Annotated in this window: 31 protein-coding genes; all 31 read left to right on the forward strand. The window is 40.1% G+C overall.

Annotated elements, in window-relative coordinates:
- Positions 1-252 precede the first annotated feature (252 nt).
- The 31 genes from rpoB to map all read left to right on the forward strand — a co-directional run bounded on the left by rpoB (position 253) and on the right by map (position 24,801).
- A complete protein-coding gene (gene rpoB, locus LKW28_RS18280; RefSeq protein WP_229141884.1) occupies positions 253-3,822 on the forward strand; it encodes a DNA-directed RNA polymerase subunit beta in 3,570 nt (1,189 codons plus the stop codon).
- 142 nt (positions 3,823-3,964) lie between these two features.
- Positions 3,965-7,561: a DNA-directed RNA polymerase subunit beta' gene (gene rpoC / locus LKW28_RS18285; RefSeq protein ID WP_229141885.1), complete on the forward strand. Its 3,597-nt coding sequence runs from the start codon at positions 3,965-3,967 to the stop codon at positions 7,559-7,561.
- Between the two features lie 141 nt (positions 7,562-7,702).
- Positions 7,703-7,951, forward strand: coding sequence for a 50S ribosomal protein L7ae-like protein (locus LKW28_RS18290; RefSeq protein ID WP_229141886.1), 249 nt, complete (start codon positions 7,703-7,705; stop codon positions 7,949-7,951).
- A 104-nt stretch (positions 7,952-8,055) separates the two neighbouring features.
- Entirely contained in the window at positions 8,056-8,478 is a 423-nt protein-coding gene (rpsL, locus tag LKW28_RS18295) for a 30S ribosomal protein S12 (protein ID WP_229141887.1), read from the forward strand.
- Positions 8,479-8,516: 38 nt separating this feature from the next.
- Positions 8,517-8,987, forward strand: a complete 471-nt coding sequence (rpsG, locus tag LKW28_RS18300) for a 30S ribosomal protein S7 (RefSeq protein WP_229141888.1) — start codon at positions 8,517-8,519, stop codon at positions 8,985-8,987.
- Between the two features lie 137 nt (positions 8,988-9,124).
- Positions 9,125-11,203, forward strand: coding sequence for an elongation factor G (fusA, locus tag LKW28_RS18305; protein WP_229141889.1), 2,079 nt, complete (start codon positions 9,125-9,127; stop codon positions 11,201-11,203).
- A 120-nt stretch (positions 11,204-11,323) separates the two neighbouring features.
- Positions 11,324-12,514 carry an elongation factor Tu gene (tuf, locus tag LKW28_RS18310; RefSeq protein WP_229141890.1) on the forward strand — a complete coding sequence of 397 codons (1,191 nt, stop codon included), beginning with the start codon at positions 11,324-11,326 and terminating at the stop codon, positions 12,512-12,514.
- A 383-nt stretch (positions 12,515-12,897) separates the two neighbouring features.
- A complete protein-coding gene (gene rpsJ, locus LKW28_RS18315; RefSeq protein ID WP_003348621.1) occupies positions 12,898-13,206 on the forward strand; it encodes a 30S ribosomal protein S10 in 309 nt (102 codons plus the stop codon).
- Positions 13,207-13,250: 44 nt separating this feature from the next.
- Entirely contained in the window at positions 13,251-13,880 is a 630-nt protein-coding gene (rplC, locus tag LKW28_RS18320; protein WP_229141891.1) for a 50S ribosomal protein L3, read from the forward strand.
- Positions 13,881-13,905: 25 nt separating this feature from the next.
- On the forward strand, positions 13,906-14,529 hold the full coding sequence (gene rplD / locus LKW28_RS18325) for a 50S ribosomal protein L4 (protein WP_229141892.1): 624 nt from the start codon (positions 13,906-13,908) through the stop codon (positions 14,527-14,529).
- Positions 14,529-14,816, forward strand: coding sequence for a 50S ribosomal protein L23 (gene rplW / locus LKW28_RS18330; protein WP_229141893.1), 288 nt, complete (start codon positions 14,529-14,531; stop codon positions 14,814-14,816). The genes rplD and rplW overlap by 1 nt, the downstream gene beginning before the upstream one ends.
- Before the next feature lie 26 nt (positions 14,817-14,842).
- Complete coding sequence (gene rplB, locus LKW28_RS18335) at positions 14,843-15,673, forward strand: 50S ribosomal protein L2 (RefSeq protein ID WP_229141894.1); 831 nt, start codon at positions 14,843-14,845, stop codon at positions 15,671-15,673.
- A gap of 57 nt (positions 15,674-15,730) precedes the next feature.
- The gene (rpsS, locus tag LKW28_RS18340; RefSeq protein WP_229141895.1) at positions 15,731-16,009 is read left to right on the forward strand and encodes a 30S ribosomal protein S19; all 279 of its coding nucleotides are present in this window, start codon (positions 15,731-15,733) and stop codon (positions 16,007-16,009) included.
- Positions 16,010-16,026: 17 nt separating this feature from the next.
- Positions 16,027-16,368 (forward strand): 50S ribosomal protein L22, encoded by a 342-nt coding sequence (rplV, locus tag LKW28_RS18345; RefSeq protein WP_229141896.1) that lies wholly within the window; start codon positions 16,027-16,029, stop codon positions 16,366-16,368.
- A gap of 3 nt (positions 16,369-16,371) precedes the next feature.
- A complete protein-coding gene (rpsC, locus tag LKW28_RS18350; protein WP_229141897.1) occupies positions 16,372-17,028 on the forward strand; it encodes a 30S ribosomal protein S3 in 657 nt (218 codons plus the stop codon).
- A 1-nt stretch (position 17,029) separates the two neighbouring features.
- Positions 17,030-17,464, forward strand: coding sequence for a 50S ribosomal protein L16 (rplP, locus tag LKW28_RS18355; protein ID WP_229141898.1), 435 nt, complete (start codon positions 17,030-17,032; stop codon positions 17,462-17,464).
- Complete coding sequence (gene rpmC / locus LKW28_RS18360; protein ID WP_010285065.1) at positions 17,454-17,651, forward strand: 50S ribosomal protein L29; 198 nt, start codon at positions 17,454-17,456, stop codon at positions 17,649-17,651. Before rplP ends, rpmC begins: the two co-directional genes overlap by 11 nt.
- 28 nt (positions 17,652-17,679) lie before the next feature.
- The gene (rpsQ, locus tag LKW28_RS18365) at positions 17,680-17,943 is read left to right on the forward strand and encodes a 30S ribosomal protein S17 (protein ID WP_229141899.1); all 264 of its coding nucleotides are present in this window, start codon (positions 17,680-17,682) and stop codon (positions 17,941-17,943) included.
- A gap of 47 nt (positions 17,944-17,990) precedes the next feature.
- Positions 17,991-18,359, forward strand: a complete 369-nt coding sequence (rplN, locus tag LKW28_RS18370) for a 50S ribosomal protein L14 (RefSeq protein WP_058000134.1) — start codon at positions 17,991-17,993, stop codon at positions 18,357-18,359.
- A gap of 37 nt (positions 18,360-18,396) precedes the next feature.
- Positions 18,397-18,708, forward strand: coding sequence for a 50S ribosomal protein L24 (rplX, locus tag LKW28_RS18375; protein ID WP_229141900.1), 312 nt, complete (start codon positions 18,397-18,399; stop codon positions 18,706-18,708).
- A gap of 24 nt (positions 18,709-18,732) precedes the next feature.
- Positions 18,733-19,272, forward strand: coding sequence for a 50S ribosomal protein L5 (gene rplE, locus LKW28_RS18380; protein WP_229141901.1), 540 nt, complete (start codon positions 18,733-18,735; stop codon positions 19,270-19,272).
- Positions 19,273-19,285: 13 nt separating this feature from the next.
- Positions 19,286-19,471 (forward strand): 30S ribosomal protein S14, encoded by a 186-nt coding sequence (gene rpsN / locus LKW28_RS18385; RefSeq protein WP_010285078.1) that lies wholly within the window; start codon positions 19,286-19,288, stop codon positions 19,469-19,471.
- Positions 19,472-19,501: 30 nt separating this feature from the next.
- A complete protein-coding gene (gene rpsH / locus LKW28_RS18390) occupies positions 19,502-19,900 on the forward strand; it encodes a 30S ribosomal protein S8 (RefSeq protein ID WP_229141902.1) in 399 nt (132 codons plus the stop codon).
- A 28-nt stretch (positions 19,901-19,928) separates the two neighbouring features.
- The gene (gene rplF / locus LKW28_RS18395) at positions 19,929-20,465 is read left to right on the forward strand and encodes a 50S ribosomal protein L6 (protein ID WP_229141903.1); all 537 of its coding nucleotides are present in this window, start codon (positions 19,929-19,931) and stop codon (positions 20,463-20,465) included.
- A gap of 32 nt (positions 20,466-20,497) precedes the next feature.
- Positions 20,498-20,860, forward strand: coding sequence for a 50S ribosomal protein L18 (gene rplR, locus LKW28_RS18400; protein ID WP_229141904.1), 363 nt, complete (start codon positions 20,498-20,500; stop codon positions 20,858-20,860).
- A gap of 22 nt (positions 20,861-20,882) precedes the next feature.
- Positions 20,883-21,383, forward strand: coding sequence for a 30S ribosomal protein S5 (gene rpsE, locus LKW28_RS18405; RefSeq protein ID WP_229141905.1), 501 nt, complete (start codon positions 20,883-20,885; stop codon positions 21,381-21,383).
- 13 nt (positions 21,384-21,396) lie between these two features.
- Positions 21,397-21,579: a 50S ribosomal protein L30 gene (gene rpmD, locus LKW28_RS18410; RefSeq protein ID WP_229141906.1), complete on the forward strand. Its 183-nt coding sequence runs from the start codon at positions 21,397-21,399 to the stop codon at positions 21,577-21,579.
- Positions 21,580-21,612: 33 nt separating this feature from the next.
- Positions 21,613-22,053: a 50S ribosomal protein L15 gene (gene rplO / locus LKW28_RS18415; protein ID WP_229141907.1), complete on the forward strand. Its 441-nt coding sequence runs from the start codon at positions 21,613-21,615 to the stop codon at positions 22,051-22,053.
- The gene (gene secY, locus LKW28_RS18420) at positions 22,053-23,345 is read left to right on the forward strand and encodes a preprotein translocase subunit SecY (protein WP_229141908.1); all 1,293 of its coding nucleotides are present in this window, start codon (positions 22,053-22,055) and stop codon (positions 23,343-23,345) included. Before rplO ends, secY begins: the two co-directional genes overlap by 1 nt.
- Before the next feature lie 58 nt (positions 23,346-23,403).
- A complete protein-coding gene (locus LKW28_RS18425) occupies positions 23,404-24,054 on the forward strand; it encodes an adenylate kinase (RefSeq protein WP_229141909.1) in 651 nt (216 codons plus the stop codon).
- Positions 24,055-24,801, forward strand: coding sequence for a type I methionyl aminopeptidase (gene map / locus LKW28_RS18430; protein WP_229141910.1), 747 nt, complete (start codon positions 24,055-24,057; stop codon positions 24,799-24,801).
- Positions 24,802-24,807 lie beyond the last annotated feature (6 nt).

The following is a 24,807-nucleotide window of genomic DNA, read 5'->3' on the forward strand; positions in this document are numbered from 1 at the left end:
ACCCTTTTTCTTTTTGTCTATAAAAATGGGTGTTTTGTGGTCATAAAGCATCTCCGAAAGACGAAAAAACGAGTTCATGTAGGCTAGAAAAGTCGAAGTAATTTAAGAATTGATAGGCTGCGTTATGTGTCCTATCATTTTGATTTGTGGTTTACAATCTTACTAATTATAAGGTATAAATTAGACTTTCATAACTAGTAAGTGTTTATAAAATAGCAAGATTAATAACGCTTGATATGAGGGGTGAATGGGTTGATAGGTCAACTAGTTCAGTATGGACGACACCGAGAGCGGAGGAGTTATGCTCGTATTAGTGAGGTTTTAGAATTACCAAATCTTATTGAGATTCAAACCTCTTCTTATCAATGGTTTCTTGATGAGGGTCTTAGGGAGATGTTCCAGGATATTTCCCCGATTGAAGATTTTACAGGTAATCTATCTCTAGATTTCATTGATTACAGTTTAAGTGAACCAAAATATTCTGTAGAAGAATCAAAGGAAAGAGATGTTACTTATTCAGCGCCACTTCGAGTTAAGGTGCGTTTGATCAATAAAGAAACAGGTGAAGTAAAAGATCAAGATGTATTCATGGGTGATTTCCCACTCATGACAGAAACAGGTACATTCGTAATCAATGGTGCAGAACGTGTAATTGTTTCTCAATTGGTTCGTTCACCGAGTGTTTATTTCAGTGGTAAAGTTGATAAGAATGGTAAACGCGGCTTTACTGCAACGGTAATACCAAACCGTGGTGCATGGTTAGAGTATGAAACAGATGCGAAGGATGTTGTGTACGTTCGTATTGACCGTACTCGTAAATTGCCTGTTACGGTTCTTTTACGCGCGCTTGGGTTTGGCTCTGATCAAGAAATCATCGATTTATTTGGTGAGAATGAATATTTACGTAACACACTTGAAAAAGACAACACAGAAAGCACAGAAAAAGCATTACTAGAAATATATGAGCGTCTTCGTCCGGGAGAACCACCGACGGTAGATAATGCGAAAAGTTTATTAGAATCACGCTTTTTCGATCCGAAGCGTTACGATCTGGCAAGTGTAGGACGCTACAAGATTAATAAAAAACTCCATATTAAAAACCGTTTGTTTAATCAACGTTTAGCGGAAACACTTGTTGATCCAGAAACAGGTGAAATAATCGTAGAGAAGGACACTCTTCTCGATCGAAGAACGCTAGATCGTATCATTCCATATTTAGAGAATGGTATTGGTTTTAAATCACTTCAACCATCAGGTGGCGTAATTGATGAAGAAATTACTCTTCAATCTATTAAAATTTACGCACCAAATGATCCGGATGGCGAACAAGTCATTAATGTCATTGGGAATGCCTATATTGAAGAAGGCGTTAAGAATATTACACAAGCGGATATTCTTTCTTCTATAAGCTATTTCTTTAACCTATTACATCAGGTTGGAGATACAGATGATATTGACCATTTAGGTAATCGTCGTTTACGTTCTGTTGGTGAGCTTCTGCAAAACCAATTCCGTATCGGATTATCAAGAATGGAACGTGTTGTTCGTGAGAGAATGTCAATTCAAGATACAAATACTATTACTCCACAGCAACTAATCAATATTCGTCCAGTGATTGCGTCTATTAAAGAGTTCTTTGGAAGTTCACAGCTTTCACAGTTCATGGACCAAACTAATCCATTGGCAGAATTAACACATAAACGAAGACTTTCAGCATTAGGACCTGGTGGACTTACACGTGAACGTGCGGGATTTGAAGTGCGTGACGTTCACTATTCTCACTATGGACGTATGTGTCCGATTGAAACACCGGAAGGTCCAAATATTGGACTAATCAACTCGTTATCATCCTATGCAAAAGTGAATCGATTTGGGTTTATTGAAACTCCATATCGAAGAGTCGACCCGGAAACAGGTAAAGTTACTAACCGTATTGATTACTTAACTGCAGACGAAGAGGATAACTATGTTACCGCTCAGGCGAACTCTCGTTTAAATGATGATGGTGAATTTGTTGATGAAGATATAGTTGCTCGTTTCAAAGGTGAAAACACAGTTGTTCACCGTGATCGAATTGACTACATGGACGTATCGCCAAAACAGGTTGTATCAGCAGCAACGGCTTGTATTCCGTTCTTGGAAAATGACGACTCAAACCGTGCGCTAATGGGTGCGAACATGCAACGTCAAGCTGTTCCACTAATGAACCCTGAAGCTCCGCTTGTTGGTACTGGTATGGAATATGTATCTGGTAAAGACTCAGGAGCCGCTGTTATCTGTAAACACCCTGGTGTTGTTGAGCGGGTTGAAGCAAAACAAATTTGGGTACGCCGCTATGCCGAAGTAGATGGGCAAAAGGTAAAAGGTGATCTTGATAAATACCGTCTTCTTAAATTCATTCGATCTAACCAAGGTACATGTTATAACCAACGTCCGATTGTGACAGAAGGGGACGAAGTTGTAAAAGGAGAGATCCTTGCCGACGGTCCTTCAATGGAACAGGGTGAACTAGCCCTTGGACGTAACGTTCTAGTTGGTTTCATGACTTGGGACGGATACAACTATGAAGATGCCATTATTATGAGTGAAAGACTTGTAAAAGATGATGTGTATACTTCTATTCATATTGAAGAATATGAATCTGAATCCCGTGATACAAAATTAGGACCTGAAGAAATCACACGTGATATTCCGAACGTTGGGGAAGATGCATTACGTAATCTTGACGAGCGTGGAATCATCCGCATTGGTGCAGAAGTAAAAGACGGGGATTTACTTGTAGGTAAGGTTACACCTAAAGGGGTGACGGAGCTCACAGCAGAAGAACGGCTTTTACATGCAATCTTCGGTGAAAAAGCACGTGAAGTTCGTGATACCTCTCTTCGTGTACCACATGGTGGAGAAGGGATTATCCTGGACGTGAAAGTATTCAACCGTGAAGACGGGGATGAATTACCACCAGGTGTCAACCAGCTTGTTCGTGTCTACATCGTTCAAAAACGTAAAATTCACGAAGGTGATAAGATGGCTGGTCGTCACGGAAACAAAGGGGTAATTTCAAGAATTCTTCCTGAAGAGGATATGCCATTCCTTCCAGATGGAACACCGATTGATATCATGTTAAACCCATTAGGGGTTCCTTCACGTATGAACATCGGTCAGGTGCTAGAGCTACACTTAGGTATGGCTGCAAGACAACTTGGCATACATGTTGCATCACCAGTATTTGACGGTGCAACTGAAGAAGATGTATGGGATACATTAGAGGAAGCTGGAATGTCCCGAGATGCGAAGACGGTTTTATACGATGGAAGAACGGGTGAACCGTTTGACAACCGTGTATCTGTCGGAGTGATGTACATGATCAAATTGGCGCACATGGTTGACGACAAACTTCACGCTCGTTCAACTGGACCTTATTCTCTTGTTACACAGCAACCACTTGGTGGTAAAGCTCAGTTCGGAGGACAACGTTTCGGTGAGATGGAAGTTTGGGCGCTTGAAGCCTATGGTGCTGCATATACACTACAAGAAATCCTGACGGTTAAATCAGACGATGTTGTCGGTCGTGTGAAGACATATGAAGCGATTGTTAAGGGTGAAAATGTACCAGAACCTGGTATCCCTGAATCGTTCAAAGTATTGATTAAAGAACTTCAATCACTAGGATTAGATGTGAAGATGCTTTCCAGTGATGAAAAAGAGATTGAATTGCGTGATACAGATGATGATGAAGAAGCGAGTCAGTCAGAGGGAATCTCCCTTGATTCTGACAAGCAAATCGATTCAGAACTAGAAAAGAACGCAGTTGTTAAAGAATAGATAACATAACATAAATCAGCAGAAGTCGATACTCCTGCTGATTTACGTTAAAGCCTTTGGCGCAAATACGCCAAGGCGCATTTGATTGTAAATGCAAAGGTCAAGTAGGATAATCCTGTAGATCAAAAGGGAGGTAGGCCCCTTGCTAGATGTTAATAATTTTGAATACATGAGCATTGGTCTTGCTTCACCCGATAAGATCCGTTCATGGTCTTTCGGTGAAGTGAAAAAGCCAGAAACAATCAACTATCGTACATTAAAACCAGAAAAAGATGGGTTATTCTGTGAACGAATTTTTGGTCCGCAAAAGGACTGGGAATGTCACTGTGGTAAATACAAGCGTGTTCGCTACAAAGGTGTCGTTTGTGACCGATGCGGCGTCGAAGTAACTCGTGCAAAAGTTCGTCGTGAACGTATGGGGCATATCGAACTTGCTGCACCTGTATCACATATCTGGTACTTTAAAGGAATTCCAAGCAGAATGGGACTTGTCCTAGACATGTCTCCTCGGGCTCTTGAAGAAGTAATTTATTTTGCATCCTATGTTGTAACAGAAACTGGAGATACTCCTTTAGACAAAAAGCAATTGCTTTCTGAAAAGGAATATCGTGCATACCGTGAAAAATACGGAAACACATTCCATGCAGCAATGGGAGCTGAAGCAATTAAAAAGCTTCTCTTTGACATTGATCTCGAAAAAGAAGTCGATGGCCTTAAAGAAGAATTAAAAACTTCTCAAGGACAAAGAAGAACTCGTGCAATTAAGCGACTAGAAGTATTAGAGGCATTCCGTAATTCAGGTAACGAGCCTTCATGGATGATCCTTGATGTGCTGCCAGTTATCCCGCCTGAACTACGACCAATGGTTCAGCTTGATGGCGGTCGTTTTGCGACTTCTGACTTAAACGATTTATATCGTCGTGTAATTAACCGTAACAACCGCTTAAAACGTCTTTTAGATTTAGGCGCTCCAAGCATCATCGTTCAGAACGAAAAACGTATGCTTCAAGAAGCAGTTGATGCTCTGATTGACAATGGTCGTCGTGGTAGACCAGTTACAGGTCCTGGTAACCGTCCGTTAAAATCTCTTTCACATATGCTAAAAGGAAAACAAGGTCGCTTCCGTCAAAACCTATTAGGAAAACGTGTTGACTACTCTGGTCGTTCCGTTATCGTTGTAGGTCCGAACCTAAAGATGTACCAATGTGGTTTACCAAAGGAAATGGCATTGGAATTATTCAAACCATTTGTAATGAAAGAGCTAGTTGAAAAAGGGCTTGCTCATAATATAAAGAGTGCGAAACGTAAAATTGAACGGGTGCAGCCAGAAGTTTGGGATGTACTTGAATCAGTTATTAAGGAACATCCAGTTCTCTTAAACCGTGCCCCTACATTGCACCGATTAGGGATCCAAGCATTCGAACCAACATTAGTTGAAGGACGTGCAATTCGTCTGCATCCACTTGTATGTACTGCCTACAACGCAGACTTCGATGGTGACCAAATGGCGGTCCACGTACCACTTTCTGCTGAAGCACAAGCTGAAGCAAGACTATTAATGTTGGCGGCACAAAACATTCTTAACCCGAAAGACGGAAAACCAGTTGTTACGCCATCACAAGATATGGTTTTAGGTAACTATTACTTAACAATGGAACGTCCTGGAGCAGTCGGTGAAGGAATGGTCTTTAAGGATACAAACGAAGCTATTCTTGCATACCAAAATGGTTATGTTCACTACCATACAAGGGTTGCAGTACATGCCGGTTCATTAAATAACGAAACATTTACAGAAGAACAAAATAATATGTTGCTCATAACAACAGTTGGTAAGTTAATTTTTAACGAAATTCTTCCTAAATCGTTCCCGTATATTAACGAACCTACAGGAACGAACTTAGAAGTGAAGACACCTGATAAATACTTCGTACCTAAAGGTGCAAATGTTAAAGAACTTATTCAAAATCAAGAACAGATTGATCCGTTTAAGAAGAAAATTCTCGGTAATATTATTGCTGAAGTCTTCAAACGTTTTAAAATTACAGAAACCTCAAAAATGCTTGATCGCATGAAGGATCTTGGATTTAAGCATTCAACAAAAGCAGGAATTACCGTTGGTGTAGCTGACATTGTTGTATTAGCTGAAAAAGAAGAAATCCTAGCACAAGCACAAGCGAAGGTTGATAATGTATTAAAACAATTTAGACGTGGTCTAATTACGGAAGATGAGCGTTATGATCGTGTCATCTCGATCTGGAGTGCTGCGAAAGACATTATTCAAGGTAAACTAATGGCTTCACTTGATAAGCGCAACCCAATCTTCATGATGAGTGACTCTGGTGCCCGTGGTAACGCATCTAACTTCACACAGTTAGCTGGTATGCGTGGACTAATGGCGAACCCGGCTGGACGTATCATTGAACTTCCAATTAAATCAAGCTTCCGTGAAGGATTAACGGTATTAGAATACTTTATTTCGACACACGGTGCGCGTAAAGGACTTGCGGATACAGCCCTAAAGACAGCTGACTCCGGTTACCTAACAAGACGTTTAGTTGATGTTGCCCAAGACGTAATCGTACGAGAAGACGACTGTGGCACAGATCGCGGCCTGCTTGTTTCAGCGTTAAGAGAAGGATCAGAAATTATCGAGCCTTTAGAAGAGCGTCTGGAAGGTCGTTATGCAAGAAAGAAAATTGTTAACCCGAAAACCAATGAAGTGTTAGTTGCAGAAAACGAATTAATTACAGAAGATCTTGCAAAAACAATTGTGGATGCTGGAGTTGAAGAAGTAACCATTCGTTCTGCCTTTACATGTAACACACGCCATGGCGTATGTAAAAAATGTTATGGACGAAATCTTGCAACTGGATCAGAGGTTGAAGTTGGGGAAGCAGTTGGAATTATTGCCGCTCAATCAATCGGAGAGCCAGGAACACAGCTTACAATGCGTACATTCCACACCGGTGGGGTTGCAGGAGACGACATCACACAAGGTCTACCTCGTATTCAAGAGCTTTTTGAAGCGAGAAATCCGAAAGGTCAGGCTGTTATTACCGAAATTAATGGTGTAGTAACATCCATTAATGAAGTAAAAGATAGACAGCAGGAAATCGTGATCCAAGGTGATGTTGAATCTCGTTCTTACACCGCGCCATACAGTGCTCGTCTGAAAGTTGCAGAAGGGCAAGAGGTTGAAAGTGGTCAGGTATTAACAGAAGGTTCAGTTGATCCGAAGGAATTATTGAAGGTAACAAGTACAAACGAGGTTCAAGAATACCTCCTAAAAGAAGTTCAAAAAGTATATCGTATGCAGGGTGTTGAAATCGGTGATAAACACGTCGAAGTAATGGTTAGACAAATGCTTCGTAAAGTTAGAGTCACTGATGCAGGAGACACAGATGTGTTGCCAGGTTCACTACTTGATATACATCAGTTCACTGATGCAAACACGAAAGTTTTACTGGAAGGTAAAGCTCCTGCTACTGGTAGACCAGTACTTCTAGGTATTACAAAAGCATCACTAGAAACTGATTCATTCCTGTCTGCTGCATCATTCCAAGAAACAACACGAGTGCTAACAGATGCTGCAATTAAAGGAAAACGTGATGAGTTACTAGGATTAAAAGAGAATGTAATTATTGGTAAACTTGTTCCGGCAGGTACTGGTATGAATCGCTATCGTCGAGCAGAAGCGGTAGTTGTTGAGCAACAAGAAGATCCAGTAGGTGTTGAATAAAGGTTAGAAGAGCATATCTAAGATGTTGGATGTCTGCTGCGGGCCGAAATAATTTTATTTACTTGTAGTTGACATCCTTCTCTTAGGGTGTTAATATATCTAAGGTGCTCCTTAAACCTGTTGCTTTGGAGGATATTTTACATGTCTTATGAAAAAGTATCACAGGCAAAGAAGATTATCATTGGTACAAAGCAAGCAGTAAAAGCTATACAAACTGAAAAGGTAGTGGAAATTGTTGTGGCAGAAGATGCTGATCGCCGTGTAATCAATAAAGTATTACAACTGGCAGATGAACAACAAATTCCAATATCAAAGGTAGACTCGATGAAGAAGCTAGGAAAGGCTTGTGGAATCGAAGTAGGGGCTTCTACTGTGGCAATTATTAATTAAAAACTGTTTTTGTGGATCATAGATTCTACAAAGACTTTGTTTTTGTAAAAAAATGAACCACCTGGATATGTGGTCTTGACGAAAAGAGAAGGGAGGAAACAAAAATGCCTACAATTAACCAATTGATTCGTAAGGGTCGTGAATCTAAAGTTCAAAATTCAGACTCTCCAGCGTTAAATAAAGGTTATAACAGCTTCAAAAAGTCACAAACTAACACTACTTCACCTCAAAAGCGTGGTGTTTGTACTCGTGTTGGTACTATGACTCCTAAGAAGCCAAACTCAGCACTTCGTAAGTATGCTCGTGTTCGTTTAACTAACGGAATTGAGGTTACTGCTTACATCCCAGGAATTGGACACAATCTACAAGAGCACAGTGTTGTTCTAATTCGTGGTGGACGTGTTAAAGACTTACCAGGGGTACGTTATCACATCGTTCGTGGTGCGTTAGATACTGCTGGTGTTAATAACCGTGCACAAAGTCGTTCTAAATACGGTACTAAGAGACCAAAAGCTGCTAAGAAATAATAGACTAACATATTTAAGACTGAAAGGAGGAAATATCAATGCCTCGTAAAGGACCTGTCGCTAAGAGAGATGTATTACCGGATCCAATATATAATTCAAAGCTTGTAACTCGTTTAATCAACAAAATGATGGTTGATGGAAAAAGAGGTAAATCTCAAGCGATTTTATATAATGCGTTTGAATTAGTTCAACAACGTTCAGGTAAAGATGCTATGGAAGTGTTTGAACAAGCACTTAAAAACATCATGCCTGTTCTAGAAGTAAAAGCACGTCGTGTAGGTGGTGCAAACTATCAAGTTCCTATTGAAGTTCGCCCAGACCGTCGTACTACATTAGGTTTACGTTGGTTAGTAAACTATGCTCGCCTTCGTGGAGAAAAAACGATGGAAGAGCGTTTAGCTAACGAAATTCTTGATGCAGCTAACAACTCTGGTGCATCTGTTAAGAAACGTGAAGATACTCACAAAATGGCAGAAGCAAACAAAGCGTTTGCTCACTACCGTTGGTAATAATATAATTCAGCAACTGCTGAATTATATTATCGCCCTCGGCGATTGCCTTAGATTTATTAGCTCTGTTAAGTAGATTAACAGAGCATTTACTACAATAAAAATTATACTTACTCATAGGAAGGAGAAAGACCCAAATGGCAAGAGAGTTCTCCTTAGAAAACACTCGTAATATCGGTATCATGGCACACATCGATGCTGGTAAAACAACGACCACTGAGCGTATCCTTTATTACACTGGTAAAATTCACAAACTTGGTGAAACCCACGAAGGTGCGTCTCAAATGGACTGGATGGAGCAAGAACAGGAACGCGGTATTACAATTACATCTGCTGCAACTACTGCATCATGGAAGGGTCACCGCGTTAACATCATCGACACTCCAGGACACGTAGACTTCACAGTAGAGGTTGAACGTTCACTTCGTGTACTTGATGGTGCGGTAACTGTTCTTGATGCACAATCCGGTGTTGAGCCGCAAACTGAAACAGTTTGGCGTCAAGCTACAACATACGGAGTTCCAAGAGCTGTATTCGTAAATAAAATGGACAAGATCGGTGCTGACTTTCTATATTCTGTTGGTACACTTCATGACCGTTTACAAGCGAATGCACACCCAATCCAATTACCGATTGGTGCAGAAGATCAATTCAGAGGTATTATTGACCTAGTTGAAATGACTGCAACATTCTATGGTAATGACCTTGGTACTGAAATTGAAGAAGGAGAAATTCCTGAAGAATATTTAGACCAAGCAAACGAATACCGTGAAAAGCTTGTAGAAGCAGTAGCGGAATTGGATGAAGATTTAATGGAAAGATACCTTGGTGGAGAAGAAATCTCTAACGAGGAATTGAAAAAGGCTATTCGTACTGCAACACTAAAGGTAGAGTTCTACCCTGTAATGTGTGGTACTGCATTCAAGAACAAAGGTGTTCAAAAAATGCTAGATGCTGTAATCGATTATCTTCCAGCTCCTACAGATGTTGCATCAATTGAAGGTCATGATGCAGACACTGGAGAAGAAATTGCGCGTCATTCAGACGACAGTGAGCCGTTCTCAGCTCTTGCGTTTAAAGTAATGACAGATCCTTATGTTGGTAAGTTAACATTCTTCCGTGTATATTCAGGTACTTTAAATTCTGGATCATACGTGAAGAACTCAACTAAAGGGAAGCGTGAGCGTGTTGGACGTATCCTTCAAATGCACGCGAACCACCGTGAGGAAATATCAACTGTATATGCAGGTGATATCGCTGCAGCTGTTGGATTAAAAGATACAACAACTGGTGATACATTGTGTGATGAAAAGGATAATGTAATCCTTGAATCAATGACATTCCCAGAACCAGTTATTCAACTATCTGTTGAACCAAAATCAAAAGCTGACCAAGACAAGATGTCTACAGCTTTACAAAAGCTTCAAGAAGAAGATCCAACATTTAGAGCACACACTGACCAAGAAACAGGTCAAACAATCATCGCTGGTATGGGTGAGTTACACTTAGACGTACTAGTAGATCGTATGAAACGTGAGTTCAAAGTAGAAGCAAACGTTGGTGCTCCACAAGTTGCATACCGCGAAACATTCCGTCAATCTGCACAGGTTGAAGGTAAATTCGCTCGTCAATCTGGTGGACGCGGACAATACGGACACGTTTGGATTGAATTCTCACCAAACGAAGAAGGAAAAGGCTTCGAATTTGAAAACGGAATTGTTGGTGGGGTAGTTCCACGTGAATACATCCCTGCTGTACAAGCTGGTCTAGAAGACGCTCTTGATAGAGGGGTTCTAGCAGGTTATCCGTTAGTTGACATTAAAGCTAGACTTTATGATGGTTCATACCATGATGTTGACTCTAGTGAAATGGCGTTTAAGATTGCTGCATCAATGGCACTTAAAAACGCTGCTTCAAAATGTCAACCAGTTATCCTTGAGCCTGTTATGAGAGTTGAAGTTGTTATTCCTGAAGAATACATGGGCGACATTATGGGAGGTATTACTTCTCGTCGTGGACGTGTTGAAGGAATGGAAGCTCGCGGTAACGCTCAAGTAGTACGTGCTATGGTTCCACTTTCTGAAATGTTTGGTTACGCTACTTCATTACGTTCTAATACACAAGGTCGTGGAGTATTCACAATGCACTTCGATCACTATGAAGAAGTACCAAAATCAATTTCTGAAGAAATTATCAAAAAAAATAAAGGTGAATAATTGATTTTCATCTTTACATCAAGTATAACTACTTATGTAGACTCTGAAAGTGGGATAACCCACTTTCGGGATATCATACTTTAAAATATAAAATAACAAATACTTAAGGAGGCTTTTCAAATGGGAAAAGAGAAATTTGACCGTTCGAAACCACATGCTAATATTGGTACAATTGGACACGTTGACCATGGTAAAACTACTTTAACAGCTGCTATCACTTCTGTTCTTGCTAAAAGAAGCGGAAAAGGTACTGCAATGGGGTATGATCAAATCGATGGTGCTCCTGAAGAGAGAGAACGTGGAATCACAATCTCAACTTCTCACGTTGAGTACGAAACTGACAACCGTCACTACGCACACGTTGACTGCCCAGGACACGCTGACTACGTTAAGAACATGATTACTGGTGCTGCTCAAATGGACGGCGGTATCCTAGTTGTATCTGCTGCTGATGGCCCAATGCCACAAACTCGTGAGCACATCCTTCTTTCTCGTCAAGTAGGTGTTCCTTACCTAGTTGTATTCATGAACAAATGTGACATGGTAGATGACGAAGAATTATTAGAATTAGTAGAAATGGAAGTTCGTGACCTTCTTTCTGAATACGAATTCCCTGGTGACGATGTACCAGTAATTAAAGGTTCTGCTCTTAAGGCTCTTGAAGGTGAAGCTGAGTGGGAAGACAAAATTATTGAATTAATGGCTGCTGTTGATGAGTACGTTCCAACTCCAGTACGTGACACTGAAAAACCATTCATGATGCCAGTTGAGGATGTATTCTCAATCACTGGTCGTGGAACTGTTGCTACAGGTCGTGTTGAGCGTGGACAAGTTAAAGTTGGTGAAGTAGTTGAAATCATCGGTTTAACTGAAGAGCCAAAAACAACTACTGTAACAGGTGTTGAAATGTTCCGTAAGCTTCTTGATTTTGCTGAAGCTGGTGACAACATTGGTGCACTTCTTCGTGGGGTTGCTCGTGAAGACATCCAACGTGGTCAAGTACTTGCTAAACCAGGTACAATCAAGCCACACACAAAGTTCAAAGCTGAAGTTTACGTTTTATCAAAAGAAGAAGGTGGACGTCACACTCCATTCTTCTCAAATTATCGCCCGCAGTTCTACTTCCGTACAACTGATGTAACTGGAATTTGTAACCTTCCAGAAGGCGTAGAAATGGTAATGCCTGGTGACAACATCGAAATGACTGTTGAACTAATCGCTTCAGTTGCAATCGAAGAAGGAACTAAGTTCTCAATTCGTGAAGGTGGACGTACAGTAGGCGCTGGCGTTGTTGCTTCTATTCAAGAGTAATAACAATACGTTTTCAAAAACAGGCGGATCATCCGCCTGTTTTTTTTTGCACAGTTTCTTCTATATATATTGAAAAAAATATGTGATCGAATAAGGAAAACAAAACGAACGCAATTTCCATTATCTTACGCAAAAATATATTGGGACTTTTGTTGAAATGTCTACTGATGGTGTGTATAATTGAAAAAGTGCGAAAGACATGCATAAAACGAAGAATAATGTTGCATTTCGTATTTGGTTTCTATATAATAGACAATGTTGGTCTTTGACTGCGATGATGTGGAAGGTTGCTGATACACCCGGCCGCTTTGCCATGGCGAGTGTAAGGAAATTTCCACGGAGAAGGTCTATTTTAAAAATAGGCGAAAAAAGGAGGGAAAATAATGGCAAAACAAAAAATTCGTATTCGTTTAAAAGCATATGATCACAGAATTCTTGATCAATCTGCAGAGAAAATCGTAGAGACAGCAAAGCGTTCTGGAGCAGCAGTTTCTGGTCCGATACCACTTCCAACTGAGAAGTCTGTATATACGATTCTTCGTGCTGTTCACAAGTATAAAGATTCTCGTGAGCAATTCGAAATGCGTACTCACAAACGCTTAATCGACATCATTAACCCAACACCACAAACTGTTGATTCACTAATGCGTTTAGACTTACCGTCAGGTGTTGACATTGAAATCAAACTTTAATTTTAAAATGAAATATAACGTAAATATTATAGGAGGTGTGACTAATGACCAAAGGAATCTTAGGAAGAAAAGTTGGTATGACTCAAGTGTTCGTAGGTAATGGTGAGCTTATCCCTGTAACTGTAATCGAAGCTGCTGCAAACGTAGTTCTTCAAAAGAAATCAGTTGAAACTGACGGCTATGAGGCTGTACAAATCGGTTTCGAAGACAAAAGAGAAAAGCTTTCAAACAAACCAGAAAAGGGTCATGCATCAAAAGCAAACACTGCACCTAAGCGCTTCGTTCGCGAATTACGCGGAGTTAACTTAGATGAGTATGAAGTTGGTCAGGAAGTCAAAGTTGATATCTTCGCTGAAGGAGATATTGTAGATGTAACAGGAATTTCAAAAGGTAAAGGATTCCAAGGTGCAATCAAGCGCCACGGACAATCTCGCGGACCTATGTCTCACGGTTCTCGTTATCACCGTCGTCCTGGTTCAATGGGACCTGTAGCTCCGAACCGTGTGTTCAAAAACAAACTTCTACCTGGTCGTATGGGTGGAGAACGTATCACAGTACAAAACTTAGAGATCGTGAAAGTAGATACAGAACGTAATCTTCTTCTAGTAAAAGGTAATGTACCTGGTCCGAGAAAATCTGTTATTACAGTAAAAAGTGCTGTTAAAGCAAAGTAACTTACTAGGAAAGGAGGACATTTGAATGCCTAAAGTATCATTGTATAACCAAACTGGTTCAGCTGTTGGAGAAATCGAATTAAACGATTCTGTATTCGGTATTGAGCCAAATCAACAAGTATTGTTCGATGCAGTAATCATGCAAAGAGCTTCCTTACGTCAAGGAACTCACAAAACTAAAATCCGCTCAGAAGTAGCTGGCGGAGGACGTAAACCATGGCGTCAAAAGGGTACTGGTCGTGCTCGTCAAGGTTCAATCCGTTCACCACAATGGCGTGGCGGTGGAACTGTATTTGGTCCAACTCCAAGAAGCTATTCTTTCAAATTACCTAAAAAAGTACGCCGTTTAGCAATCAAATCTGCTTTATCTACTAAGGTATTAGAGGAAAACATCCTAGTATTAGAAAATCTAGTATTTGATGCTCCTAAAACAAAAGACATGGTTGCGGTACTGAAAGGATTAAACGTAGATCGTAAGGCGTTAATCGTAACTGCGGACGTAAATGAAGCAGTAGAACTTTCAGCACGTAATATTCCTGGAGTAACTGTTGTTGCTGCAAATGGAGTAAGTGTTCTTGATGTTCTAAACCATGATAAGCTTGTGATTACTAAAGCTGCGGTGCAAAAAGTAGAGGAGGTGCTCGCATAATGAAAGATCCTCGTGATATTATTAAGAGCCCTGTTATTACTGAACGTTCATCAGACCTAATGGCTGAAAAGAAATACACATTTGATGTTGACGTGAAATCTAACAAAACTGAAGTTAAAGTTGCTATTGAGCAAATTTTCGGTGTGAAGATTGAAAAAGTAAACATCATGAACTACAAAGGTAAGTTCAAACGTGTAGGACGTCACAGTGGATATACAAATCGTCGCAGAAAAGCAATCGTTAAATTAACTGCTGATAGCAAAGAAATCGAATTCTTTGAAGTTTAATTTTATAGAGAAGGAGGGAAATAGAGATGGCGATTAAACATTACAAACCAACCTCTAATGGTCGTCGTGGAATGACAACTTTAGATTTTTCTGTCATTACTACTGACAAACCGGAAAAATCATTACTAGCGCCTATTCATAGAAAAGGCGGACGTAATAACCAAGGTAAAATTACAGTACGTCATCAAGCTGGCGGACACAAGCGTCAATACCGTGTAATCGACTTTAAACGCGATAAAGATGGTATACCAGGACGCGTTGCTACGATCGAATATGATCCAAACCGTTCAGCTAACATTGCATTAATCAACTATGCAGATGGAGAAAAACGTTACATTCTTGCTCCAAAAAACCTAGAAGTAGGTGTGGAGGTATTTTCAGGTCCTGAAGCTGACATTAAAGTAGGTAACGCTCTTCCGTTAGCAAATATCCCAGTAGGTACAGTTGTTCACAATATCGAATTAAAGCCTGGTAAAGGCGGTCAATTAATTCGTTCTGCTGGTACTTCTGCACAAGTACTTGGTAAAGAAGGTAAATATGTTCTTGTTCGTTTAAATTCAGGCGAAGTTCGTATGATCCTTGCTACTTGCCGCGCTACTGTTGGTCAAGTGGGTAACGAACAACATGAACTAGTTAACATTGGTAAAGCAGGTCGTAACCGTTGGTTAGGTAAACGCCCAACTGTACGTGGATCTGTAATGAACCCTAACGATCACCCACATGGTGGTGGTGAAGGTAAAGCACCTATCGGACGTAAGTCACCAATGACTCCGTGGGGTAAACCAACTCTTGGTGCGAAAACTCGTAAGAAGAAAAACAAATCAGATAAATTTATCGTACGTCGTCGTAAAAAATAACGGGATTGTGCTACGGTTCACCGGAACCGTAGGTCAATCACGAAGGGAGGTTCACTTATGGGACGCAGTTTGAAAAAAGGACCTTTTGTAGATGATCATTTATTGAAAAAGGTTGAAAATCTAAACGGATCTGAAAAGAAACAAGTTATTAAGACTTGGTCACGCCGTTCAACGATTTTCCCTCAATTCATCGGTAATACAATTGCGGTATATGATGGTCGTAAACATGTGCCAGTCTATGTTACTGAAGATATGGTAGGTCACAAACTTGGTGAATTCGCACCAACTCGTACTTACAAAGGTCACGCAAATGACGATAAGAAAACAAGACGCTAATGAGAGGAGGATTATCTATGCAAGCTAAAGCTGTTGCGAGAACAGTTCGTATTGCTCCTCGTAAAGTTCGTTTAGTAGCAGATTTAATTCGAGGCAAGCAAGTAGGTGAAGCAGTTGCAATCCTACGTCATACACCAAAAGCTGCTTCTCCTATTGTAGAAAAAGTATTAAATTCTGCGATTGCGAATGCAGAGCATAACTACGAAATGGACGCTAATAACCTAGTTATTACTGAAGCATATGTAAATGAAGGTCCAACATTAAAAAGATTCCGTCCAAGAGCTATGGGACGTGCAAGCCAAATAAACAAGCGCACTAGCCACATTACAATCGTGGTATCAGAAAAGAAGGAGGGATAAGTAGTGGGTCAAAAAGTTAATCCAATTGGAATGCGTGTTGGTATCATTCGTGACTGGGAGTCAAAATGGTACGCAGGCAAAGACTATGCAGATTTATTACACGAAGACATTAAAGTTCGCGAATACATCGCTAAACGCTTAAGTGATGCGTCTGTTTCTAAAATTGAGATCGAACGTGCAGCTAACCGTATTAACGTTACTGTCCATACTGCTAAACCAGGTATGGTAATTGGTAAAGGTGGTACAGAAGTAGAAGCACTTCGTAAAGCATTAAACCAATTAACAGGTAAAAGAGTACACATCAACATCCTTGAAATTAAAAGAGCTGATTTAGATGCAACTCTAGTAGCCGAAAACATTGCTCGTCAATTAGAAAACCGTGTTTCTTTCCGTCGTGCACAGAAACAAGCAATCCAACGCACAATGCGTGCAGGTGCTCAAGGTATCAAAACTCAAACGTCTGGTCGTCTAGGCGGAGCTGATATCGCTCGTGGAGAACATTATAGTGAAGGAACTGTTCCACTTCACACACTTCGTGCAGACATCGATTACGGTACTGCTGAAGCTGACACAACTTACGGTAAAATTGGTGTAAAAGTTTGGATCTATCGTGGAGAGGTCCTTCCTACAAAGAAGAAAAAAGAGGAAGGAGGAAAATAATATGTTATTACCAAAACGTGTGAAATACCGCAGAGAACACCGTGGAAAAATGCGTGGTCAAGCAAAAGGTGGTACAGAAGTACACTTCGGAGAATACGGTTTACAAGCTCAAGACGCTTCTTGGATCACAAACCGTCAAATCGAAGCTGCTCGTATCGCAATGACACGTTATATGAAACGTGGCGGTAAAGTTTGGATTAAAATTTTCCCATCTAAGCCTTATACTTCAAAACCTTTAGAGGTACGTATGGGATCTGGTAAAGGTGCTCCTGAAGGATGGGTAGCTGTTGTTAAACCTGGAAAAGTATTATTTGAAATTGCTGGCGTATCTGAAGAGATCGCTCGTGAAGCTCTGCGTCTAGCAGCTCATAAGCTACCAGTTAGAACAAAGTTTGTAAAACGTGAAGAAATTGGTGGTGAATCAAATGAAAGCTAATGAAATCCGTGACCTTACCACTGCCGAAATTGAACAAAAAGTAAAATCATTAAAAGAAGAGTTATTTAACCTTCGCTTTCAACTAGCTACTGGTCAACTTGAGAATACTGCACGTATTCGTGAAGTTCGTAAATCGATCGCTCGTATGAAAACAGTAGTCCGCGAAAGAGAAATCGGTCGTAAATAATCGATAACCAGGAAGGAGGTCTACGATAGTGAGTGAACGTAACCAACGCAAAGTCTACACAGGACGTGTTGTATCTGACAAAATGGATAAAACAGTCACTGTTCTTGTAGAAACTTATAAGAAACATTCACTTTACGGGAAACGCGTAAAGTATTCAAAGAAATTTAAAGCTCATGATGAAAACAATGTTGCAAAAGCTGGCGACATCGTTAGAATTATGGAGACTCGCCCATTATCTGCTACTAAACGCTTCCGTCTTGTTGAAGTAGTAGAAAAAGCAGTTATTATCTAATTAAATTTTGTTCGGATCAATCAATAATCCGAAGGGAGGTTTCATGAATGATTCAACAAGAAACTCGTTTGAAAGTTGCTGACAACTCAGGAGCACGTGAAGTACTAACTATTAAAGTATTAGGTGGTTCTGGTCGTAAAACAGCAAATATTGGTGATGTTATTGTATGTACAGTAAAACAAGCAACACCAGGTGGCGTTGTTAAAAAAGGTGACGTTGTTAAAGCTGTAATCGTACGTACGAAGCGTGGTGTACGTCGCAATGATGGTACTTACATCCGTTTTGATGAAAATGCTTGTGTTATTATCCGTGACGACAAGAGTCCACGTGGAACTCGTATCTTCGGTCCAGTAGCACGTGAATTACGTGATAGCAACTTTATGAAAATTGTTTCACTAGCTCCAGAAGTATTATAATTCGAAATTGATTGGCCTTTAAGGAGGTGCGAAATAGATGCATGTAAAAAAGGGTGACAAGGTACAGGTTATTTCAGGGAAAGATAAAGGTAAACAAGGTGTGATCCTTGAAAGCTACCCAAAGAAAGACCGTGTTCTTGTTGAAGGCGTTAATATCGTAAAAAAACACTCAAAACCGTCTCAAGTGAATCCACAAGGTGGAATCATTAGCCAAGAGGCACCTATTCATGTATCAAATGTAATGCCATTAGATCCTAAATCTGGTAACCCAACACGTGTTGGTTACAAAGAAGTTAATGGCAAAAAGGTACGTGTAGCAAACAAATCTGGTGAAGTTTTAGATAAATAGTAAACGAAGAAAGGAGGTATTTACATGAACCGCCTAAAAGAAAAGTTTCAAAAAGAAATTACACCTGCTCTAGTGAGCAAGTTTAACTATAAGTCTGTTATGCAGGTTCCAAAAGTAGACAAAATCGTGATCAACATGGGTGTTGGTGACGCAGTTCAAAACTCTAAAGTATTAGACAACGCAGTAGAGGAATTAGCTGCTCTAAGTGGTCAAAAGCCAGTTGTAACTAGAGCTAAGAATTCAATCGCTGGTTTCCGTCTTCGAGAAGGAATGCCAATCGGAGCAAAAGTTACACTACGCGGTGAGCGCATGTATCAATTCTTAGATAAACTTGTTTCAATTTCATTACCACGTGTACGTGACTTCCGTGGTGTATCAAAGAAATCATTTGATGGCCGTGGTAACTACACTTTAGGTGTAAAAGAACAATTAATTTTCCCTGAAATTGATTACGATAAAGTAAGTAAAGTTCGTGGTATGGATATCGTTATCGTAACTACTGCAAATACTGACGAAGAAGCTCGTGAGTTATTAACAGCATTCGGTATGCCGTTCCAAAAGTAAAGGAGGCGAAAACGTGGCTAAAAAATCAATGATTGCGAAACAAAAGCGCACACAGAAATTTAAAGTACAAGAGTACACTCGTTGCGAACGTTGCGGCCGTCCACACTCTGTATTACGTAAATTTAAATTATGCCGTATTTGTTTCCGTGAACTAGCTTATAAGGGTCAAATTCCTGGTGTAAAAAAAGCAAGTTGGTAAACCCCGAATTGGGAAGGAGGTAAAAATACTATGGTGATGACAGATCCAATTGCAGATATGCTTACTCGCATCCGTAATGCGAACATGGTACGTCATGAAAAACTTGAAATCCCTGCATCAAATATCAAAAGGGAAATCGCTGAAATTTTAAAGCGTGAAGGTTTCGTTCGTGATGTTGAATATATTGAGGATGACAAACAAGGTATTATCCGTATGTTCTTAAAATACGGTGCAAACAATGAACGCGTAATTACTGGTCTTAAGCGTATTAGTAAGCCTGGTCTACGTGTATATGCAAAATCTGATGAAGTACCACGTGTGTTAAACGGTTTAGGAATCGCGATCGTTTCAACTTCACAAGGTGTGTTAACTGATAAAGAAGCTCGTCAAAAGCAAGCCGGCGGAGAAGTATTAGCTTACGTTTGGTAATAGCTTGATAAGAATGGAGGTGTAGTACATGTCACGTATTGGTAAAAAACCAATTGAAATTCCATCTGGTGTTACTGTAACTTTTAACGGTAATACTGTTACTGTAAAAGGACCAAAAGGCGAGTTAACTCGTGCTTTCCATCCTGATATGCAAATCAATGTTGAAGACAACGTGATCAGCGTTGCTCGTCCAACTGAAAATAAAGAACACCGTGCTCTTCACGGAACAACTCGCAGTCTTTTAGGAAACATGGTTGAAGGTGTATCCAAAGGGTTTGAAAGAGGCTTAGAGCTAATCGGGGTCGGATACCGTGCTCAAAAAGCTGGAAATAAGCTTGTACTAAACGTTGGATATTCTCACCCAGTAGAAATCGTTCCAGAGACTGGCGTTGAAATCGATGTTCCTTCTAACACTAAAATTATTGTTAAAGGTATCGACAAAGAACGTGTTGGCGCGTTAGCTGCTAATATTCGTGGTGTACGTCCGCCTGAGCCTTATAAAGGAAAAGGTATTCGTTACGAAGGTGAATTTGTTCGTCGTAAGGAAGGTAAAACTGCGAAGTAAGCCTTTTTAGGTAAAAGAAAGGAGAGACGTAAATGATTACGAAAAAGGATAAAAATGCAGTTCGCAGAAAAAGACATGCTCGTGTTCGTTCTCGTGTTTCAGGAACTGCTGCTCGTCCTCGCTTAAATGTGTTCCGTTCAAATAAACACATTTACGCTCAATTAATCGATGATGTTAACTCAGTAACAATCGTAAGTGCCTCTACATTAGATAAAGAGCTTTCTGTTGAAGGTGCTGGTAACGTAGATGCAGCAACAAAGGTTGGCGAACTAGTTGCTAAGCGTGGAATTGAAAAAGGAATCAAAGAGGTTGTTTTCGACCGCGGAGGTTACCTATATCACGGCCGTGTTAAAGCATTAGCTGAGGCTGCTCGTGAAGCTGGATTACAATTTTAACAAAAAAGGAGGGACATTATAGATGCGTCGCATTGATCCAAATAAATTAGAACTTGAAGAACGCGTAGTTACCGTTAACCGTGTTGCTAAGGTTGTAAAAGGTGGACGTCGATTCCGCTTTGCAGCATTAGTAGTAGTTGGTGATAGAAACGGACATGTTGGTTTTGGAACTGGTAAAGCACAAGAAGTTCCAGATGCAATTCGTAAAGCAATTGAAGATGCTAAAAAGAACCTAATCTCTGTACCGATGGTTGGAACAACAGTTCCTCACCAAGTAATTGGTCAATTCGGAGCAGGTGAAGTATTATTAAAGCCTGCATCTGAAGGTACTGGAGTTATCGCTGGTGGACCAGTTCGTGCGGTATTAGAACTTGCTGGTATCGGTGATATCCTTTCTAAATCATTAGGAACAAACACTCCAGTAAATATGATTCGTGCTACTATTGAAGGCTTAAGTCAATTAAAGCGTGCTGAAGAAGTAGCTAAGTTACGTGGTAAATCAGTAGAAGAACTGTTAGGATAGGAGGGAAAACACAATGTCAAACAAATTATCAATTACCCTCACTCGCAGTGTCATCGGACGTCCTGAAGACCAACGTGTAACTGTTCGTACTCTTGGATTGAAAAAATTACATCAAACTGTTGTTCATGATGATAATGCTGCGATTCGCGGTATGATTAACAAAGTTGCTCACCTAGTTACGGTTAAAGAACAATAATTAGATTTTTTTTTGAAATAAGGAGGTGCCCAAATGAAACTTCATGAATTACAAGCAACTGAAGGATCCCGTAAAACTCGTAATCGTGTAGGACGCGGAACTGGTTCAGGTAATGGTAAAACTGCTGGTAGAGGTCATAAAGGTCAAAACTCTCGTTCTGGTGGCGGTGTTCGTCCAGGATTTGAAGGTGGTCAAATGCCTCTATTCCAACGTTTGCCAAAACGTGGTTTTACAAACATCAATCGCAAAGACTTTGCTATTGTTAACCTTGAAACACTAAATCGTTTTGAAGACGGAACAGAAGTAACACCTGAACTTCTAATTGAAACTGGTGTTGTAAGTAAACTTAATGCTGGAATTAAGATCCTTGGAAAAGGTACTCTTGATAAAAAGCTAACAGTTAGAGCTCACAAATTCTCCTCTACTGCACAAGAAGCGATTGAAGCTGCTGGCGGAAAAACAGAGGTGATCTAATGTTTCAAACAATCTCCAATTTTATGCGCGTTGGTGATATAAGAAACAAAGTTATATTCACCTTACTTATGCTAGTAGTATTTCGAATCGGCACCTTTATTCCAGTGCCAAATGTCAATGCAGACGTTTTAAAAGCAACTGACAGCAATACAGCGTTCGGCCTCTTAAATACATTTGGTGGTGGAGCATTGTTTAACTTCTCAATCCTTGCGATGGGAATCATGCCTTACATTACTGCTTCAATTATCATTCAATTGTTGCAAATGGACGTTGTTCCAAAATTTACGGAATGGTCCAAGCAAGGGGAAGTTGGACGTCGTAAATTAGCGCAGTTTACTCGCTACGGAACGATCGTGCTAGGATTTATCCAAGCAATAGGTATGTCAATTGGTTTTAACAATATGTCTAACGGGATGTTAATTGAAAACCCAAATATCGCAACGTATTTATTAATCGCTGTTGTGCTGACTGCTGGTACTGCATTTTTAATGTGGTTAGGTGAACAAATTACAGCGAAAGGCGTTGGGAACGGGATTTCGATTCTCATTTTCGCGGGTATTGTTGCCGCAATTCCTACAGCTGTAAATCAAATCTATATTCAACAATTTGAGGATGCAGGGGATCGATTATTCCTAAGCATCATTACTGTTGTTTTACTGCTAGTTGCTGTTGTAGCTGTTGTCATAGGTGTAATATTTGTACAACAAGCTTTACGTAAAATTCCAATTCAATATGCAAAGCGGTTAGCTGCTAATAGCCCGGTTGGAGGACACTCCACACATTTACCGTTAAAAGTAAATGCGGCTGGAGTTATTCCTGTAATTTTTGCAGTTTCCTTCATTATTACGCCACCAACGATTGCATCGTTCTTTGGTCCTAATGCAGTAACTGAATGGATTACAAAGTATTTTGATTATACTCAACCTGTTGGGATGATCATATATATCGCGCTAATCATTGCGTTCACATATTTCTATACGTTTGTTCAAGTTAATCCTGAGCAAATGGCAGATAATTTGAAAAAGCAAGGCGGCTATATTCCAGGGATTCGCCCAGGAAGAAATACGCAAGAATATGTAACAAAAATTCTGTATCGCTTAACTTTTGTTGGTTCTATTTTCTTAGCAGCTATTTCAGTTCTTCCTGTATTCTTTATAACTTTTGCGAATTTACCGCAGTCTGCACAAATTGGTGGAACCAGCTTGCTTATCGTTGTCGGTGTTGCACTAGAAACAATGAAGCAGCTTGAAAGTCAGCTTGTAAAACGTCATTATAAAGGATTTATCAAATAAGGTTCTGGGAATGTTTTTCCCAGCACCTCCAAGATAAGAGGCTGAGGGGGCAAATCACTTGAACTTAGTATTAATGGGGCTTCCGGGTGCTGGTAAAGGTACTCAAGCTGAAAAAATCGTAGAAAAGTACAATATCCCTCATATCTCAACAGGAGATATGTTCCGAGCTGCTATAAAAGATAGAACAGAACTAGGACTTCAAGCAAAATCGTTTATGGATAAAGGTGAGCTTGTTCCTGATGAAGTTACGATCGGAATTGTCCGCGAACGATTAAGCAAAGACGATTGCAACGAAGGATTTTTACTTGATGGTTTTCCGCGTACCGTTCCACAAGCAGAAGCACTTGAAGCGATTCTCACAGATCTTGGAAAACAAATTGACTATGTAATTAACATAGAAGTTAATTCCGAGATTTTACTCGAACGACTAACAGGTCGCCGAATTTGTAAGGACTGCGGTTCTACTTACCATTTAGTATTCAACCCTCCTAGCCAGGAAGGTACATGCGATAAGTGTGGAGGAGAACTATATCAGCGAGCTGATGATAATGCGGAGACAGTTGGAACTCGTCTTCAAGTAAATATTGAGCAATCAAAGCCACTTCTTGACTTTTATCAAGTAAAGGGCTATCTTCGCAATATCAATGGACAACAAGAAATTAACAAAGTTTTTGGTGATATAGAGGAACTCCTTGGGGGATTAAAATAATTGATTATTTGTAAGTCACCAAGAGAAATTGAAATAATGCGCGAAGCAGGTAAAATCGTTGCATTGACTCACCAAGAATTACAAAAGTATATTACTCCGGGGATTTCAACGAAAGAACTGGATACAATTGCTGAAAAGTTTATACGTGGATATAATGCAATTCCTTCCTTTAAAGGGTATAATGGTTTTCGCGGCAGTATCTGTACATCTGTTAGTGAAGAGCTGGTACACGGTATACCGGGTGATCGCATCTTACAAGATGGAGATATAATTAGTATTGATATCGGTGCTGAGTATAATGGTTATCATGGTGATTCAGCTTGGACTTATCCGGTAGGCAAAATACATGCGGAAAATCAGAAACTTCTAGAAGTAACGGAAGAATCCCTTTATCGAGGATTAGAAGAAGCAAAGCCTGGTGAGCGTCTTTCAAACATTTCTCATGCAATCCAAGTATATGTCGAGGCTCACGGTTTTTCGATTGTTCGAGAATATGTTGGTCACGGTGTAGGCAAAGAATTACATGAGGAACCGCAAATTCCACATTATGGTCCTCCTAATAAGGGACCACGTTTAAAACCAGGAATGGTACTTGCCGTTGAACCGATGGTAAATGCAGGTAGTCGATACGTGAAGACGTTAGCAGATAACTGGACTGTTGTAACAGTCGATGGCAAAACGTGTGCGCATTTTGAACATACGATTGCTATTACAGAAACAGGGTATGAGATCTTAACAAAATTGTAAGGCACA

The sequence above is a fragment of the Bacillus sp. REN16 genome (assembly GCF_020731355.1).
Taxonomy (GTDB): Bacteria; Bacillota; Bacilli; order Bacillales; family Bacillaceae_L; genus Ferdinandcohnia.

Bases quoted from the DNA above. Each gene is read 5' to 3' on its own strand.
- rpsJ (WP_003348621.1), top strand. From the start codon at position 12,898: ATGGCAAAACAAAAAATTCGTATTCGTTTAAAAGCATATGATCACAGA.
- rplF (WP_229141903.1), top strand. From the start codon at position 19,929: ATGTCACGTATTGGTAAAAAACCAATTGAAATTCCATCTGGTGTTACT.
- rplP (WP_229141898.1), top strand. From the start codon at position 17,030: ATGTTATTACCAAAACGTGTGAAATACCGCAGAGAACACCGTGGAAAA.
- rplD (WP_229141892.1), top strand. From the start codon at position 13,906: ATGCCTAAAGTATCATTGTATAACCAAACTGGTTCAGCTGTTGGAGAA.
- rplV (WP_229141896.1), top strand. From the start codon at position 16,027: ATGCAAGCTAAAGCTGTTGCGAGAACAGTTCGTATTGCTCCTCGTAAA.
- rplR (WP_229141904.1), top strand. From the start codon at position 20,498: ATGATTACGAAAAAGGATAAAAATGCAGTTCGCAGAAAAAGACATGCT.
- rpmD (WP_229141906.1), top strand. From the start codon at position 21,397: ATGTCAAACAAATTATCAATTACCCTCACTCGCAGTGTCATCGGACGT.
- rpsG (WP_229141888.1), top strand. From the start codon at position 8,517: ATGCCTCGTAAAGGACCTGTCGCTAAGAGAGATGTATTACCGGATCCA.
- secY (WP_229141908.1), top strand. From the start codon at position 22,053: ATGTTTCAAACAATCTCCAATTTTATGCGCGTTGGTGATATAAGAAAC.
- rpsS (WP_229141895.1), top strand. From the start codon at position 15,731: ATGGGACGCAGTTTGAAAAAAGGACCTTTTGTAGATGATCATTTATTG.
- tuf (WP_229141890.1), top strand. From the start codon at position 11,324: ATGGGAAAAGAGAAATTTGACCGTTCGAAACCACATGCTAATATTGGT.
- rplC (WP_229141891.1), top strand. From the start codon at position 13,251: ATGACCAAAGGAATCTTAGGAAGAAAAGTTGGTATGACTCAAGTGTTC.
- rpmC (WP_010285065.1), top strand. From the start codon at position 17,454: ATGAAAGCTAATGAAATCCGTGACCTTACCACTGCCGAAATTGAACAA.
- rplN (WP_058000134.1), top strand. From the start codon at position 17,991: ATGATTCAACAAGAAACTCGTTTGAAAGTTGCTGACAACTCAGGAGCA.
- fusA (WP_229141889.1), top strand. From the start codon at position 9,125: ATGGCAAGAGAGTTCTCCTTAGAAAACACTCGTAATATCGGTATCATG.
- rplO (WP_229141907.1), top strand. From the start codon at position 21,613: ATGAAACTTCATGAATTACAAGCAACTGAAGGATCCCGTAAAACTCGT.
- rplB (WP_229141894.1), top strand. From the start codon at position 14,843: ATGGCGATTAAACATTACAAACCAACCTCTAATGGTCGTCGTGGAATG.
- rpsL (WP_229141887.1), top strand. From the start codon at position 8,056: ATGCCTACAATTAACCAATTGATTCGTAAGGGTCGTGAATCTAAAGTT.
- rplE (WP_229141901.1), top strand. From the start codon at position 18,733: ATGAACCGCCTAAAAGAAAAGTTTCAAAAAGAAATTACACCTGCTCTA.
- rpsH (WP_229141902.1), top strand. From the start codon at position 19,502: ATGGTGATGACAGATCCAATTGCAGATATGCTTACTCGCATCCGTAAT.
- LKW28_RS18290 (WP_229141886.1), top strand. From the start codon at position 7,703: ATGTCTTATGAAAAAGTATCACAGGCAAAGAAGATTATCATTGGTACA.
- rpsE (WP_229141905.1), top strand. From the start codon at position 20,883: ATGCGTCGCATTGATCCAAATAAATTAGAACTTGAAGAACGCGTAGTT.
- rplW (WP_229141893.1), top strand. From the start codon at position 14,529: ATGAAAGATCCTCGTGATATTATTAAGAGCCCTGTTATTACTGAACGT.
- rplX (WP_229141900.1), top strand. From the start codon at position 18,397: ATGCATGTAAAAAAGGGTGACAAGGTACAGGTTATTTCAGGGAAAGAT.